The 15142-nt window shown below is 64.0% G+C and carries 13 protein-coding genes, 1 tRNA gene and 1 pseudogene; 11 read left to right on the top strand and 4 right to left on the bottom strand.

All coding sequences use genetic code 11. The annotated features are described in order from the left end of the window. The 7 genes and pseudogenes from QCE49_RS31220 to QCE49_RS31250 all read left to right on the top strand — a co-directional run bounded on the left by QCE49_RS31220 (position 1) and on the right by QCE49_RS31250 (position 7144). Positions 1–759, top strand: a complete 759-nt coding sequence (locus QCE49_RS31220; protein ID WP_250459115.1) for an enoyl-CoA hydratase/isomerase family protein — start codon at positions 1–3, stop codon at positions 757–759. Between the two features lie 12 nt (positions 760–771). Next, entirely contained in the window at positions 772–1590 is an 819-nt protein-coding gene (locus QCE49_RS31225) for an aldo/keto reductase (RefSeq protein WP_250459113.1), read from the top strand. An 11-nt stretch (positions 1591–1601) separates the two neighbouring features. Further along, positions 1602–2066: a MaoC/PaaZ C-terminal domain-containing protein gene (locus tag QCE49_RS31230; RefSeq protein WP_175982492.1), complete on the top strand. Its 465-nt coding sequence runs from the start codon at positions 1602–1604 to the stop codon at positions 2064–2066. A 1-nt stretch (position 2067) separates the two neighbouring features. Further along, a complete protein-coding gene (locus QCE49_RS31235) occupies positions 2068–3591 on the top strand; it encodes an acyl CoA:acetate/3-ketoacid CoA transferase (RefSeq protein WP_250459111.1) in 1524 nt (507 codons plus the stop codon). A gap of 20 nt (positions 3592–3611) precedes the next feature. Then, on the top strand, positions 3612–4772 hold the full coding sequence (locus QCE49_RS31240; RefSeq protein ID WP_008353943.1) for an acyl-CoA dehydrogenase family protein: 1161 nt from the start codon (positions 3612–3614) through the stop codon (positions 4770–4772). Positions 4773–4776: 4 nt separating this feature from the next. Then, positions 4777–6372 (top strand): acyl CoA:acetate/3-ketoacid CoA transferase, encoded by a 1596-nt coding sequence (locus QCE49_RS31245; RefSeq protein ID WP_250459109.1) that lies wholly within the window; start codon positions 4777–4779, stop codon positions 6370–6372. Beyond that, positions 6365–7144, top strand: a pseudogene (locus QCE49_RS31250) (enoyl-CoA hydratase/isomerase family protein). The gene QCE49_RS31245 and the pseudogene QCE49_RS31250 overlap by 8 nt, the downstream one beginning before the upstream one ends. 3 nt (positions 7145–7147) lie before the next feature. On the opposite strand, the gene QCE49_RS31255 reads toward QCE49_RS31250, so the two are convergent. Further along, the gene (locus QCE49_RS31255) at positions 7148–7993 is read right to left on the bottom strand and encodes a sugar phosphate isomerase/epimerase (protein WP_008353948.1); all 846 of its coding nucleotides are present in this window, start codon (positions 7991–7993) and stop codon (positions 7148–7150) included. A gap of 391 nt (positions 7994–8384) precedes the next feature. After that, positions 8385–9179 carry an IclR family transcriptional regulator gene (locus QCE49_RS31260; RefSeq protein WP_250459107.1) on the bottom strand — a complete coding sequence of 265 codons (795 nt, stop codon included), beginning with the start codon at positions 9177–9179 and terminating at the stop codon, positions 8385–8387. Between the two features lie 156 nt (positions 9180–9335). Here QCE49_RS31260 and QCE49_RS31265 point away from each other — a divergent pair, with 156 nt between their 5' ends. The 4 genes from QCE49_RS31265 (at position 9336) to QCE49_RS31280 (ending at position 14111) form a co-directional block, all read left to right on the top strand. Next, positions 9336–10319, top strand: coding sequence for a hydroxymethylglutaryl-CoA lyase (locus tag QCE49_RS31265; RefSeq protein WP_008353950.1), 984 nt, complete (start codon positions 9336–9338; stop codon positions 10317–10319). Then, positions 10316–11590, top strand: coding sequence for a CaiB/BaiF CoA-transferase family protein (locus QCE49_RS31270; RefSeq protein ID WP_250459105.1), 1275 nt, complete (start codon positions 10316–10318; stop codon positions 11588–11590). The genes QCE49_RS31265 and QCE49_RS31270 overlap by 4 nt, the downstream gene beginning before the upstream one ends. Before the next feature lie 80 nt (positions 11591–11670). Next, on the top strand, positions 11671–12978 hold the full coding sequence (locus tag QCE49_RS31275; RefSeq protein ID WP_250459103.1) for an MFS transporter: 1308 nt from the start codon (positions 11671–11673) through the stop codon (positions 12976–12978). A gap of 2 nt (positions 12979–12980) precedes the next feature. Next, positions 12981–14111, top strand: coding sequence for an amidohydrolase (locus QCE49_RS31280; RefSeq protein ID WP_250459101.1), 1131 nt, complete (start codon positions 12981–12983; stop codon positions 14109–14111). Positions 14112–14115: 4 nt separating this feature from the next. On the opposite strand, the gene QCE49_RS31285 is transcribed toward QCE49_RS31280, so the two are convergent. Beyond that, entirely contained in the window at positions 14116–14502 is a 387-nt protein-coding gene (locus QCE49_RS31285) for a zinc-ribbon domain-containing protein (protein ID WP_250459099.1), read from the bottom strand. A gap of 525 nt (positions 14503–15027) precedes the next feature. Then, positions 15028–15104 (bottom strand) — tRNA-Ile (locus tag QCE49_RS31290). Between the last annotated feature and the right edge of the window lie 38 nt (positions 15105–15142).

Here is a 15142-nt window from a genome sequence, read left to right on the forward strand (position 1 = left end):
ATGGGACACATTCTCTCGCGTCGCGAAGATGCCGTGCTCGTGCTGGAACTCAGCAATCCGGGCAAGGCCAACGCGCTCGACTTCGCGATGCTGGCCGCGCTCGACGAGCAGATCGCGCAAATCAACCGGGACGACGGCATTCGCGCCGTCGTGCTGCGCGGCACGCCGGGCGGCGTGTTTTCGTCCGGCGCCGACATCCGCGAATGGTCGGCGCTGAGTCCGGAGACATTCGCGACGCAATGGGTCGGCGAAGGCAACGCGGTGTTCCGGCGCTTCGAACGGCTGCGCTGCCCGACCGTGGCCGTCATCGAAGGACTGTGCTTCGGCGGCGGCCTGGAACTCGCGCTGTGCTGCGATCTGCGGCTCGCTGGCACCGGCGCGCGCCTGCGCTTTCCGGAAGTTTCCATCGGCGCCATTCCCGGCTGGGAGGGCGGCGACCGCTTGCAGCGCATCGCGGGCCGCGGGCGCGCGCTCGAAGCGGTGCTGCTGTCGCAGGAGATCGATGCATCGACCGCGCTGCAGTGGGGCATCGTCAATGCGGTCTGCGCGCCGCAGGAAGTCGAAGCGCAGTTGCAGGAATGGACCGCGCGCCTGTGCCGCGTATCGCCGCGCGCCGCCGCGCTCGCCAAGGCGCTGATCGTCGATGACCACGACGATCCGCACGCAGCCTATACATCGGCCGCGCTCGCGGTCCGCTCCAGTCCCGACGCGGAGCTCGGCATCCGCGCCTTTCTCGCGAAGACGGCCGCCGTCTTCTGATGTCACGACACCATGAACATACTTTTCCAACGCACGCATCAACGATCTTTCGGCACCTGGCCGCTCAACGGACAGCAACTGCGCGACGCGCTGACGGACGCGATCGAAACCGGCTATCGCGCGATCGATACCGCGCAGCTCTACGACAACGAACTCGGCGTCGGCTCGTCGCTGCGGGCGATCGGCATCCCGCGCGACGAGTTGTGCATCACGACCAAGATCGCGCCCGCCAACGATTCCGACGAACGTTTCATGCCGTCGCTGCGCGAAAGCCTCGAGAAGCTGAAGATCGAGCAGGCCGACGTCCTGCTGCTGCACTGGCCGCCCGCGGACGGCAACGTCGCGCCTTCCGTGCGGCGCCTCGAAGAAGCGGCGCGCGCGGGCCTGACGCGTCATATCGGCGTCAGCAACTTCAACGCCGCGATGATGCGCGCCGCGAAAGCCGCGACCGCGCTGCCGCTCGTCACCAATCAGGTCGAGTTCCATCCGCTCTTGAATCAGCGTGTGCTGATGGATACCGCCATCGAGACCGGCATTCCGCTTTCGTCGTACTGCTCGGTCGCGCGCGGCGAAATCTTCAACTATCCGCTTTTCGACGAAATCGGTGCGCGCTACGGCAAGTCGGGTGCGCAGGTGGCGCTGCGCTGGATTCTCCAGAAAGGCGTCCCGATCAACACGATGTCGACGCAGCGCAGGAACATCGAGGCCAACTTCGACGTGATGGACTTCACGCTGTCGAGCATCGACATGCATCGCATCGACGCGCTGAACGACACCAATTACCGCATCGTCAATCGCGAACGGGTGCCGTATGCGCCCGAGTTCGACTGATAAGGAACCGCATGAGCCATCCCCTGCTCTTCGACGAGATCGAGCCCGGCCTCGGCTTCACGACGTCGGGCATCGTCGTCACCGAAAGCCATGTCGTGCAGTTCGCGGGCATCTCGGGCGATTTCTTCGATGTCCACATGGACGACGAATTCGCCCGCGATGTCGGCTTTCCCGGCCGCGTCGCGCACGGTCTGCTGTGCCTCGCCATGCTCGACGGCCTCAAGAACCGCGCGGCGACGCGCTTTGCCGCCGTCGCGACGCTCGAGTGGACGTATCGCTTTCACAAACCGGTGCTGATCGGCGACCGCGTCCAGGGGCGCATCCGCGTGCTGGACAAGCGTCCGACGCGCCGCTCCGATCGCGGCATCGTGCGTTTGCAGGTCGAAGTACACAACCAGGACGGCGTGCTGATCCAGGACGGAATCAACGTGCTGATGGTCCGCGCGGGCGCACGGACGGACAACGAGAACCGATGAAATGAAGCGTGCACACCTGACCGATGCGGATTTCATGGCGGCGGCGATCTTCGACGGCGCGGTCGTCGTATTGAGCGGCTCGGGCGGCGGACTCGTCGAACCCGATCACATCACGGAAGCCATCGAGCGCCGCTTTCTCGCGACGGGCCATCCGCGCGATCTCACGCTGATCCACGGCCTCGGCATCGGCGACGGCGTCAAGAGCGGCATCAGCCGCTTCGCGCACGAAGGCATGGTGAAGCGCGTGATCGGCGGCCACTGGACCTGGTCCAAGCCGATGCAGAAGCTCGCGCGCGAGGAACGCATCGAGGCCTACACCCTGCCCGCCGGCGTGATCCAGACGCTGATCCGCGAAGCCGGCGCGGGCCGCCACGGGCTCGTCACGCACATCGGCCTCGATACCTTCGCCGATCCGCGCCACGGCGGCGGGCGCGTCAACCTGCGCGCGCGGGACGATCTCGTCGAAGTCGTCACGCTGGGCGGCAAGGAACTGCTCTGGTACAAGCCCTTCGAAATCGACTTCGCGATCGTGCGCGGCACCACGGCGGACATGCAGGGCAATCTGACATCGCGCGAAGAGCCGGCCGATATCGACGCTTTCGCCGCCGCGCTCGCCGCGCACAACCGCGGCGGCCGCGTGTTCGCGCAGGTGCGCGACGTATGCGCCACGCCGATCACGCCGGCGCGCGCGGTCACCGTGCCGGGCGTTCTCGTCGACGATATCTGCGTGTACGCGGATCAGAAGCAGACGACCACCGGGCACTACGATCCGGCCATCAGCGGCGAAGCGCCCGCGCCCGACACGCGCATGCCGCCGCCGCTGCCCGAGGGCATCCGCTACATCATCGCGAAACGCGCCGCGAAGGAGCTGGAACCCGGCGCGTGCGTCAACTTCGGTTACGGTTTGCCCGATGGCATTCCCGCGGTGGCGCATGCGGAAGGCGTGGACATCAGCTGGACCGTGATCGAGCAGGGATCGCACAACGGCGAACTGCTGGGCGGCGATCTGTTCGGCGCCACGCGCCATGCGAGCGCGATCCTCAAGTCCACCGATCAGTTCGACCTGTTCAGCGGCGGCGGCATCGATATCGCGTTCCTCGGCATGGGCGAACTCGACGCGCAAGGCAACGTCAACGTCTCGTGGCTGGGGGAGAACATCGTCGGGCCGGGCGGCTTCGTCGACATCACGCAGCGCACGCGCAAGGTCGTCTTTTGCGGCACGTTCGAGGCGAAGGGGCTTGAAGTCGAGCTGGAAGACGGGCAAGTGCGCATCCGGCGTCACGGCGCGGTCCCGAAGCTGGTCGAGCAAGTGCGTCACATCACGTTCAGCGGCAAGCGCGCCCGCGCGGACGGCCAACAAGTGCTTTACGTCACCGAGCGTGCCGTCTTCGAACTCGCGCCCGAAGGCTTGCGGCTGATCGAAATCGCGCCGGGCGTCGACCTCGTTCGCGACGTGCTCGAACGTATGCCCTTCGAAGTCTCGTTGCATCCGTCGCTGCGTGTCGCCGCGACCAGTGCTGACTAAAACTCGAATCGGAGAGATCGATGGACTTCACGCTGAGCGACACGCAGAAAATGATGATCGAGACCGCGCGCCGCTTCGTCCGGTCCGAGTTGCAGCCGCTCGAACAGCAAGTGGAAGAGGAAGGCGCGCTCGCGCCCGAGATCGCCCGCGACTTGCAGGCGCGGGCGCGTGCGCTGGGTCTTTATGCGGTGAACATGCCCGCCGAACTCGGCGGCGGCGGACTGAACACGGTCGATTCGATGCTATGCGAGGAGCAGTTCGGCCACAGCTCCGACATACTCGTGCGGCGCGCGTTCGGCAACGTCTACGACGCGCTGCTCGCCTGCGAAGGCGAACAGATCGACCGCTGGCTGAAACCGGCGATTGCCGGCGCGCGAACCTGCGGCCTCGCGATCACCGAAACGGGCGCGGGTTCGGACGCCCAGGGCATCGAAACCACGGCGCGCAAGACGTCGTTCGGCTGGGCGCTGAACGGCAGCAAGCACTTCATCAGCGATGCGCAATGGAGCGATTTCTTTCTCGTCTCGGCCCGCACCGGCGAGAAGGAAATCTCGCTCTTCGCGGTCGACAAGAATCTTCCGGGTTTCACTGTCGGCCGCGATCAACGGATGATGGGTCTTCGCGGCACGCCGCACCACGAACTCTTCTTCGACGACGTCCCGCTAGAGCCGATGGCCCTCATCGGACGACAGGGCGAAGGCTTCAAACTCGCGATGAACATGCTCGGCCGCGTGCGCCTCGCGTTGATCGGCGCGCGCGGCATCGGCAAGGCGACGCACGTGCTCGAAATGATGATCGAGTACGCCGGCGAACGGCGGCAGTTCGGCACGCGCATCGGCGATTTTCAAATGATCCAGCAACTCATCGCGGACAGCGTGATGGAGATCAACGCGGCGCGGCTGATGCTGCTCAACACCGCGAGCATGATGGACGCGGGACAGGACGCGCGCGACTGGATTTCAATGGTCAAGGTGCAGGCTTCCGAGACGCTTGGGCGCGTCGTCGATCGCGCGGTGCAGGTCTTCGGCGGCATGGGCTTCTGCAAGGAGCTGGCCATCGAACGCTATTACCGCGATGCGCGCGTCTATCGCATCTTCGACGGCACCTCGGAGATTCATCGCGGCATCATCGCCCGCAACGCGATGAAGCGCGGCGCAGCGCTGTTCGACCTTCATCGATAAAAACATGAGAAAGCTCATTACCGCGGACGCGGCGGCCAGGCTCGTGCGAACCGGCGATGTCGTCAGCATCAGCTCGTCCAGCGCGCTCGGCTGCCCCGACAAGATTCTCGCGGCCATCGGCGAGCGCTTCGAGCGCGAGGGACAGCCGCGCGACCTCACGACGCTGAACCCGATCGCCGCGGGCGACATGTACGGCGTCAAGGGCATCGATCATCTCGCCCGGCCCGGGCTGCTCGCGCGCACGTTCGCGGGCTCGTATCCGAGCGGCCCGTCGTCGCTGCCGATGCCGAACATCTGGCGCATGATCGCCGACAACGAAATCGAGGCCTACAACGTTCCGAGCGGCATCCTGTTCGACATGCACCGCGACGCCGCCGCGAAGCGTCCCGGCGTGCTGACCAAGGTCGGAATGGGCACGTTCGTCGATCCCGATTTACAGGGCTGCGCGATGAACGCCGCCGCCGCCGCGCGTCCGGTCGTGCGCAAGGTGTCCTTCGATGGCGATGACTGGCTCTACTTCCCGGCGATCGCGCCGCGCGTGGCGATCATCCGCGCGACCACGGCCGACGAAGCGGGCAATCTCGGCTACGAACACGAAGGCGCGCTGCTGGGCGGCATCGATCAGGCGCTGGCCGCGCGCAACAACGGCGGCATCGTGATCGCGCAGGTCAAGCGCGTGGTGAAATCCGGCACGCTGCGGCCGCACGACGTGCGGGTGCCCTGCAATCTGGTCGATTACGTCGTGGTCGATCCGGACCAGTGGCAGACCACGCAGACGCCCTACGATCCCGCGATCAGCGGCGAAATCACGCTTCCGATGGATTCCTTCGAGCCGACGCCGTGGGGACCGGAGAAGGTCATCGCCCGCCGCGCCGCGATGGAGCTCGCGCATGGGTACGCGGCCAATCTGGGCTTCGGCATTTCGGCCAATGTCCCGCGCATCCTGCTCGAGGAAGGCTTGCACGGCGAAGTGACGTGGGCGATCGAACAGGGCGCGGTCGGCGGCATGCCTTTGCTCGGGTTCGCTTTCGGTTGCGCATCGAACGCGGACGCGATCGTCGCGTCGCCGAATCAGTTCACGTATTTTCAGGGCGGCGGCTTCGACATCGCACTGCTGTCCTTTCTGCAAGTCGACGCCGATGGCAGCGTGAATGTCTCCCGGCTCGCGTCGAAACCGTATCTGACGGCGGGCTGCGGCGGTTTCGTCGATATCACCGCTCATGCGCGCCGCATCGTGTTCTCGGGCTTTTTCACCGCGGGCGCGCAGGTGGAAGTCGGCGGCGGCAGGCTCGCGATCGTCAAGGAAGGCCGCACGCGCAAGTTCGTCCGGACGGCCGAGCAGATCACGTTCAGCGGCCGCGTGGGGCGCGAGCGCGGGCAGCGCGTGACCTACGTGACCGAACGCTGCGTCATCGATCTTCTCGATGACGGGCTGACCGTGCGCGAGATCGCTCCCGGCGTGGATTTGCAGCGCGACATTCTGGATCAGGCCGAGGTTGCGCTAAAGGTCGCCTCGGATCTGCGTCAGATGGATGCAGCGCTTTTCACCGATGCGCCTTTCGGACTCCGGCTCAAACCTCGCGAAGGACGCCATGACTGATCGCTTCGTTTCCATCGTTCGCGATGCGGCTGTCGCCATCGTCACGCTGAACCGGCCGGACAAGCTCAATGCGCTGACGCCCGCCATGCTGGATCAACTCGAAGATGCGGCCCGCGCGATCGAAGCCGACGATGAGACGCGCGTCGTCATCCTCGCGGGCGGCGGCGTGAAGGCGTTCTGCGTCGGCGCGGACATCAACGAATGAGCCGCGCTCAGGCCGCTGGACATGTGGCGCCACTGGGTGCGGCGAGGTCATCAGGTCTTCGACCAATGGGCGCGGCTGCGTCAGCCCGTGATCGCGGCGATCAACGGTCATGCCTTCGGCGGCGGGCTGGAACTGGCGATCACGGCCGACGTGCGTATCGCGGCCGAAGAGGCCCGTTTCGCGCTGCCGGAGGCATCGATCGCGACTTGCCCCGGCTGGTCGGGCACGCAGCGGCTCGTGCGTCTGACCGGCGCGAGCCACGCAAAATTCCTCGCCTTGAGCGGCGCGCGCGTGACGGCCGCGGACGCGCGGGCGTGCGGCCTTGTGCACGAGGTCGTGCCGCAGGACCGCGTGCTGGAACGTGCGCATCGACTGGCGCTGGACATGACGGCGCGCGCGCCGGTGGCGCTGCAACTGACCAAACAGTTGCTCAACGCCGCCAGCGGCGAGGAAACCTGCTCGACTCTCGAAGCGATGGCGGGCGCGCTCGCCGCGAGCACCGAGGATGCCGCGGAGGGCATCCGCAGTTTTAGCGAGAAGCGGCCGCCGATTTACGTCGGACGTTGATGCTCAACAGCACTCGAACAGGCGCTCGCGGCAGATCCGCAACGTCTCGTCGGCCGGGCGCGCCCACCAGTCGAGCCGGGAAAAAATCTCCACTTCGACGGGACCGTCGTAACCGGCGGCTTCCACCGCCGCGCGCAGCCGCTTGAGATCGATGACGCCATCGCCCATCATTCCGCGGTCCTGCAACGGATCGCGGGTTTCGACCAGCCAGTCGCATACGTGCAGCGCGAGGATCCGGTCGCCCGCGCGCGCGATGGCGGGCATCAGCGCCGGATCCCACCAGACATGGTAAGCGTCGATGGCCACGCCGAAGCCTCCCTCGCGCGACGGGTCCAGCCGGTCGCACCAGTCCAGCGCCTGGTCGAGCGTATTGAGCAGGCTGCGATCGGCCGCGTACACCGGATGCAAGGGCTCGAGCGCGACGCGCACGCCTGTTTCGTTCATCGTCGGCTGCAAGGCGGCGAGACCGTCGAGAATCTGCTCGCGTGCATCGTCGATATCGCGCGAACCGGGCGGCAATCCGCCGACGACGGCGACGAGCATCGGCGCGCCCAGCACGGCCGCGGTCTCCAGCGCGCGGCGGTTGGAATCGATCGCGGCGCGACGGCCCGCGGCGTCGTTGGCCGCGAAATACGCCGTGCGGCAATACGCGCCGACCTTCAGGCCGGCCGCGCGGATCGCACTGGCGGCTGCTTGCGGATTGTTCTCGTCGATTTCCTGACGCCACGGCGTGATCCAGCCGAAGCCCTGTTCGGCGATGCGTCCGGCCGTGACTTCGATCGGCTCGCGATAGCCGAGCGTGCCCGTGTTGATGCAGCAGAGATCGCCGCGCCCGTTAAGTTCACGCATGGTTCACCTCAGAAACGTTGGATCATCGGGCCGCCGTCGACGCAGCCATCGTGCGGATCACGCGGGCCACGTGTGCCCGCGAGGCCGAGCGCGGCGGCCGCGTCGGGGTCACGTTATCGGCGAGTAGATTGTTCGTGCGTCGACCTGGGCGGGGCGGTCAGGGCACGCTCGGCCTGGTCAAAAGACTCTAAGGCAAGTAGATCGATCTAGCAAGTGCTATGCGGCCGCGTTACGTTCAGCGGCATCGGATCGTGCGCGGTGAAACGCTGATCTGCGAATTTCGCGCGACGCGCGCGCTGTGTGTCAAACAAGCCGATGGAAAGCTGAAAGCCGTCGAGATTCCCGACTTCATCCGTGCGGCGTGCGCGTGAAAGCATGTGACTGCCGTCCTTCAGGCAGAGCGCTCGCTTCCATCGGAGGCTGGCGGCGCTTTCACGAAGCTCGCGATGCTCGCGTCATATCTCGATCCGTTTCCGCCCAGTGCGACGGTCGCTCGCCGCGCGCTATCGAGCAACATCGCCAATGCTGCATCGATGACCGCCGGAGCATCGAAACGGCCCTTTGGTCCTGAAAGCGTCAACGCGCCCTGCAACTCGCCGGTCGAATTGAACACGGGCACCGAGGCCGATGCCGTTTCCGGATCCCTCTCGCCAAACGAGGTGGCCCATAGCCGTTCGCGGATCTCTTGCCAGCGCGGATCCTGTGTCTCCGAGAACGCGAGCAGGACTTTGCCGGAGGCGCCCTTATCGATCGCGAACTCCTCTCCGACGCGAATCGATACCCGAACGCTGCGGCTAGGTTCGACGCGATACAACACGAGACGTTGATCGCCCTGGCGTACGTAGAAACTGGCCGTTTCGCCCAAGTCCCGGCTCAACTGCTGAAGCAACGGTTCGATCACAGGCCCCACCTGAAACGACCGCTGATAGAGCGTCGCAAGCCGCAACGGCTGATGACCGATTGCGTATTGCCCGTCGCTCAGCTTCCGGATGAATCCGCCATGCTCCAAAGCGCCGAGCAGTCTCAAAACCGTACTCTTATAAAGCTCGGTCCGGCGTGAAAGCTCGGTCAGGGTCAGCCGGTCGTCGGTCGGCCCGAAGGCATTGAGTATGGCGAACGCCCGGTCAAGAACGGCGACGCCGCTCGACGCCTCGTTCGTATCGGACGGCTGGTCTTCCTTGGTCATGCACCGCTCCCGAATCAAATTCCACGACTATACAGTTCTATCCGGTAGAACTCTAGTTCTGAAATCCGGGGTTAACCCCGCTTTCAGTGATAGACGTCTTCGCCTAAAGTTCTCTCTAACAAAACACAGGTCTATCTGACAGAACTAAGGAGCGAAATGAGCGCCTCACATCGCCGAATACTGATCAGCGAAGTCGGCCCGCGCGACGGCTTGCAGAGCATCCGAAGCGTCATGCCGACGTCCGCGAAACTCGAATGGATATCCGCGCTGGCGGCAGCGGGACTCAAGGAGATCGAAGTGGGATCGTTCGTTCCGCCGAAACTTCTGCCCCAAATGGCCGATATCCGCGAAGTCGTCGCTCACGCGTTATCCATTCCGGACCTTCGTGTCGCTGTACTGGCGCCGAACCTGCGCGGCTCGCAAAGCGCGTTCGAAGCCGGCGTCCATAAAGTCACGTTGCCGGTGTCCGTCACCGATGAACACGCGTTGGCTAATGTCCGCAAAACGACCGCGCAGTTGATCGATGAGGTGCGCAGCATTGTCGCGCTGCGCGATGAGCAGTTCCCCGGAACAGAAATCGAAGCGGGTGTATCGGTCGCATTCGGCTGCACGATCGCGGGCACCGTGACCGACGACCAGACGATGCGCATGTGCCTCGCGATGGCCGAATGCGGTGTCGACGAAATCGGCCTGTCCGATACGAGCGGTTATGCCAACCCCGTTCAGGTTCGCCGCCTGTTTCGCCGGCTGCAATCGGAAGTCGGCGCGAAGGCGGGCGGCGCTCATTTCCACAACACGCGCGGTCAAGGCCTGGCGAATGTCGTGGCGGCACTCGATGCCGGCGTCACCACGATCGATTCGAGTCAGGCGGGCCTCGGCGGCTGTCCCTACGCGCCGGGCGCGACGGGGAACATCGTTACCGAAGACCTCGCGTTTCTACTCGAGGCGATGGGCTACGACACGGGCATGGACATCGACAAGCTCATTGCCGCGCGCTCGATCCTCGCACAGGCGCTTCCGGGCGAAGCGCTCTACGGACACGTACAGGACGCGGGATTGCCGAAAGGTTTCTCGTACGCAGACGGGCGCGCGCCGAGTGCGCCCCAGCCGGAAGGCTGTTTGTTGGGAGCGGCGCAATGAGCGAAGTGCATTCGGACCAGTCCTTGCCGTACAGCGGCGTGCGCGTCGTAGAGATAACGCACATGGTGATGGGGCCGACGTGCGGCATGGTGCTGGCGGACCTCGGCGCGGAAGTGATCAAGGTCGAGCCGATCACCGGCGACAGCACCCGCAATCTGCGAGGCTCGGGAGCAGGCTTCTTCAGCACGTTCAACCGCAACAAGAAAAGCATCGCCGTCGATCTGAAGGACCCGCGCGGCGTGGAGATCGTGCACAAGCTGCTTGCGAACGCCGATGTCTTCAGCGAGAACTTCAAGAGCGGCACCGTGGACAAGCTCGGCCTCGGCTATTCGGCCTTGTCCAGACTCAATCCTCGTCTGATCTATGTGTCGCACAAGGGCTTCCTGCCCGGTCCCTACGACCATCGCACCGCGCTCGACGAAGTCGTGCAGATGATGGGTGGTCTCGCGTACATGACCGGTCCCGAAGGCAGACCCTTGCGGGCAGGCACGAGCGTCAACGACATCATGGGCGGCATGTTCGGCGCGATCGGCGCAATGGCGGCGCTGGCACAACGCGAGCGGACCGGCCGCGGACAAGAGGTGCAGAGCGCCCTGTTCGAGAACAACGTGTTTCTCGTGGCGCAGCACATGATGCAATACGCCGTGACGGGACAAACCGCCGCGCCGATGCCAAGCCGCATTTCGGCCTGGGCAGTCTATGACGTCTTTTCGGTGAAGAACGGCGATCAGATCTTCCTGGCGGTCGTCTCCGATACGCAATGGGCGCTCTTCTGCGATGCCTTCGGCCTCGACGATCTGAAGGCCGACGCGCGTATCGCCAGCAACAATCAGCGCGTGCAAGCCCGCGAATGGCTGATGCCGCGGCTTCGCGCCCACATGGAAGCGTTCACTGCTGCCGAGATCGGCGCCATCTTCGAGCGCTGCGGGCTGCCGTACGCGCCGATCACGAAGCCGCAGGATCTTTTCGACGATCCGCATCTGCTCGCAACGGACGGACTTGCCGATGTCACCCTGCCATCCGACGCAAGCGGCGCGGGCAAAGCAGTACAGACGAAGACCGCATTGCTGCCTTTGACCCTTGGCGGCGAGCGTCTGCGACTTCGCGCAGGTCCGCCTTCGCTGGGTCAGGACACGCAGGCGCTGCTTCTGGAGCTGGGTTACTCATCGGAAGACCTGAGGCAGTTGGCGGACGCCGGCATCGTGAAGTGCCAGGCGGCCTTTTCCCACGATCCTTCCAGTCCCTCCGCCAACGAACTGGCGAGCGCCTGAGCACAACAGCATAAAAGGAACGCCGCTTCGCGTAGGCCGGCATGAGCCCGCGCGTTGGGTGTTCCGTCCGGAGACGAAGCATGACATCCATTTCATCGAACATGACGGCCGAGAGCGCGGTCGATACGACGCTCGAACAGCAGGCCGTCAGAAAGGCCGCGTGGCGTTTCATCCCCTTGCTTGCGCTCGCCTATTTCTTCAACTATCTCGATCGCACCAGCGTCGGGTTCGCCGCGCTGACGATGAACCGCGACCTCGGCTTGACCGCGACGCAGTTCGGCTGGGGCGCGGGCATCATGTTCGCGGGTTATTGCCTGTGCGAAGTGCCGAGCAACCTGGCGCTGTATCGCTTCGGCGCCCGGCGATGGCTCGCGCGCATCATGATCACGTGGGGCTTCTTCGCCGCCGCGACGGCGCTCGCGGTTGGACCGACGAGCTTCTACGTGATTCGTCTTCTGCTGGGAATCGGCGAGGCCGGATTCTTCCCTGGCGTGATCTTCTTCCTCGCAGTGTGGTTTCCGGCCAGTTATCGCACTCGGGTGCTCGCATGGTTCACGGTCTCGACGCCGCTTTCGTCGCTAGTGGGCGGACCGCTGTCGACCTGGCTGCTGAAGATGGACGGCTTGCTCGGCCTTGCCGGATGGAAATGGATGTTTATCGTCGAAGGCCTGCCGGCGTGCATTCTCGGCTTCTTCGTCCTGAAGATGCTCGCGGACAAACCCGCCGATGCGAAGTGGCTCTCGCCCGAGGAGCGTCAGGCGCTGCAAAGCGCGTTCGATCGCGAGGGCGCTGCGAGCCAGAAGAAAAAGGATTTCGGCGCAGCGCTCAAAGATGTGCGGATGTACATCCTCGCGATGATTTCCTTCGGCTTCACGATGGGCTCCTACGGCATCGGCATATGGCTGCCGCAGATGCTCAAGGCGCACGGCATGAGCGTGACCCAGACGGGCTGGGTATCGGCGGTGCCGTATTTCTTCGCGACCGTCGCGCTCTTGTGGTGGGCGAAGCGCGTCGATCGCCGCGGTGGCCATATCGCCAACCTCGCGGCTGGTCTTTTCATCGGCGCGGTCGCGCTCGGCATCTCGACATATTTTCAGCAACTGGTGCCTGCGTTGACGGGCATCACGCTGGCGTTGATCGGCACCATCGCAGGCCGAACGATCTTCTACACGCTGCCTGCCCGGTTCCTGTCGGGTCAGGCGGCCGCCGGCGGACTGGCGCTGATCAACTCCATCGGCGCGCTGGGCGGCTTTGCCGGTCCGTATCTGGTCGGCTATCTGAAGGATAGTTTCGGCACGTTCACCGCGGGCATGATCGGTCTGGCCGTCGTACTCGCGTTCACGACGTTGCTGACGCTTTCCCTCTACGCGTTCAACAAGGGAAAGTGACCATGCAAACTCTTCAATCGATTCACCGGCGCCGGCTGCTTGGCGCGGTCGCCGCATCCATCGCGATGCCCGCGCTGAGCGTGCGCCACGCATTCGCCAAAGAGGAAACGCGCAGTATGAGTACGACCAGCAATTACCTGCCGGTTCGGGCAGAGTGGCTTGCATCCGGAACGGAAGCGGCGCTCGAACCGGAGATGCCGATCATCGACGCGCATCACCACTTTTATGAGCGCCCGGGTTGGACGTATTTGCTCAACGAGTATCTCGAGGATGCACGGTCCGGGCACAACATTACCGCGTCTGTCTTCATGCAGGCGCTTACGCGGTACCGCACCACGGGTCCGGAACCGATGCGGCCGATCGGCGAAGTGGAGTATGTGGCTCAAGTCACCGCGCCGATGCAGGAAGAGAAGCCGCAGGTAGCGAAGGGCATCGTCGGATACGCGGATCTCCGTCGCGGCGCTGCCGTGCGAGACGTACTCGAAGCGGAACTCGAGGCCGGCGACGGCCGCTTGCGCGGTGTACGGCACCTCGTAACCTGGGATGCGGACGCCACGCTAGTGAACCCGCTTTCGGCAGTTCCTCGCGGGCTTCTGCTCGACTCCGGTTATCGTGCGGGCGTCGCGCAGTTGAAAGCCTTGGGCCTCTCCTACGACGCATGGCTGTTCTTCCCTCAGCTTCCCGAATTGTTCGATTTGGCGAAGGCAAATCCCGACACGCCGTTCATCGTCAATCACTGTGGGGGAGTGGTCAGAATCGCCAGCTACGCGGATCAGCGCAAGGAGGTCTTCGATGCATGGTCGCGTTCGATGCGCGAACTTGCGCGGTTGCCGAACGTTTATGTGAAGGTGGGCGGACTCGGAATGCGTATCAACGGTTTCGACTTCGAAAAAGGTGAGCGGCCACCTTCATCGATTGAATTGTCCGAAGCCTGGAAGCCGTGGATGCTGACCTGCATCGAAGCGTTCGGCGCGGATCGCTGCATGTTCGAAAGCAATTTTCCGGTCGATAAGGGTTCTTACCCGTTCAGTAACGGCTGGAACGCCTTCAAGCGATTGACTTCACAGGCAAGTGCTGAGGAACGTCAGGCGTTGTTTCGGGGGACGGTTTCGAGGGTGTATCGCCTGGGCTGAGTTGTCAGGGGCGAGATCGCCCCTGACCCGCAAGCGTCACCGCGTTTGACCCACCAGGGCCATCAGAGAACCAATCCGGACTCTTCACAGCAGAATCGGGACTTTGCCCTTCGAAACCTTCTTCAAATTTAAGCCGGATTTTTCCGGCCTGCGCTATTTTCACCGCTCGGCACACCGGACAGCAGCTTCCGGTCCGAATGATGCTCTCGGGCCTTGCACTCCAGGTATGCCCGTCCATGCATTGCCATTCCAACGGCGTGATGGTGTTGACGTCGGTCTCCGACAAACACTTGCCACCGTGCATCGCAGCGGCGTCGTGCATCTTCTCAACGCCTAGACGTGTCCGTTCGACCGCACAGGTCCGGCACCAATGGCCGATCATGATCTTCACGGGCTTCGCCTGCCACGTATGCCCCTTTGCACATCCCCAGCGCAATAGGACACTATTGTTTGTGTAATCGTCGGACAGGCACTTTCCGCCGTAACCTGCGGCAAATTTCGTGCGTGTTTCCAATGCCCAGACGCTTGCGATCGAAGGCACACACCGGACACCGGCTTCTGTTGACCTTACCGAGCTTGGCACGCCAGCGATGTCCTTCTTCGCACTGCCAAAGCAGAGACGTTTGCGCATCGGTATAGTGCTTCGAAACACAGCGCCCGCTATGTTTTGCTGCCAGTACCTGCATATCGTTCTGCATTCGCTCGACAGGCATAGCCCGCCGCGCTCCTCGGCGATCTCGCAAATATGCTCAAGCGTATCGGCAAGCGTGAACGTCTCTTGAACCGGCGGCGGTGAGATGCGCGAGTGTCAAAAAGCCCGAGTGGGTCACGTGACCCACTTTGTCCCCGAGTGTCCCCGAAAGCGCCTTATCAGGGACGCAAATCCGCTAACCCCCTGATACTTTTGAGCAAGTGCTGGTGGGCCGGGTGGGGCTCGAACCCACTATCGGTCGATTATGAGTCGACAGCTTATACCAGTTAAGCTTCCGGCCCTGTGCAGGCAGAGCGTGCAAAAAGAAAGCGCCGCAAAC

The organism is Caballeronia sp. LZ008, from assembly GCF_031451435.1.
Lineage (GTDB): Bacteria > Pseudomonadota > Gammaproteobacteria > Burkholderiales > Burkholderiaceae > Caballeronia > Caballeronia zhejiangensis.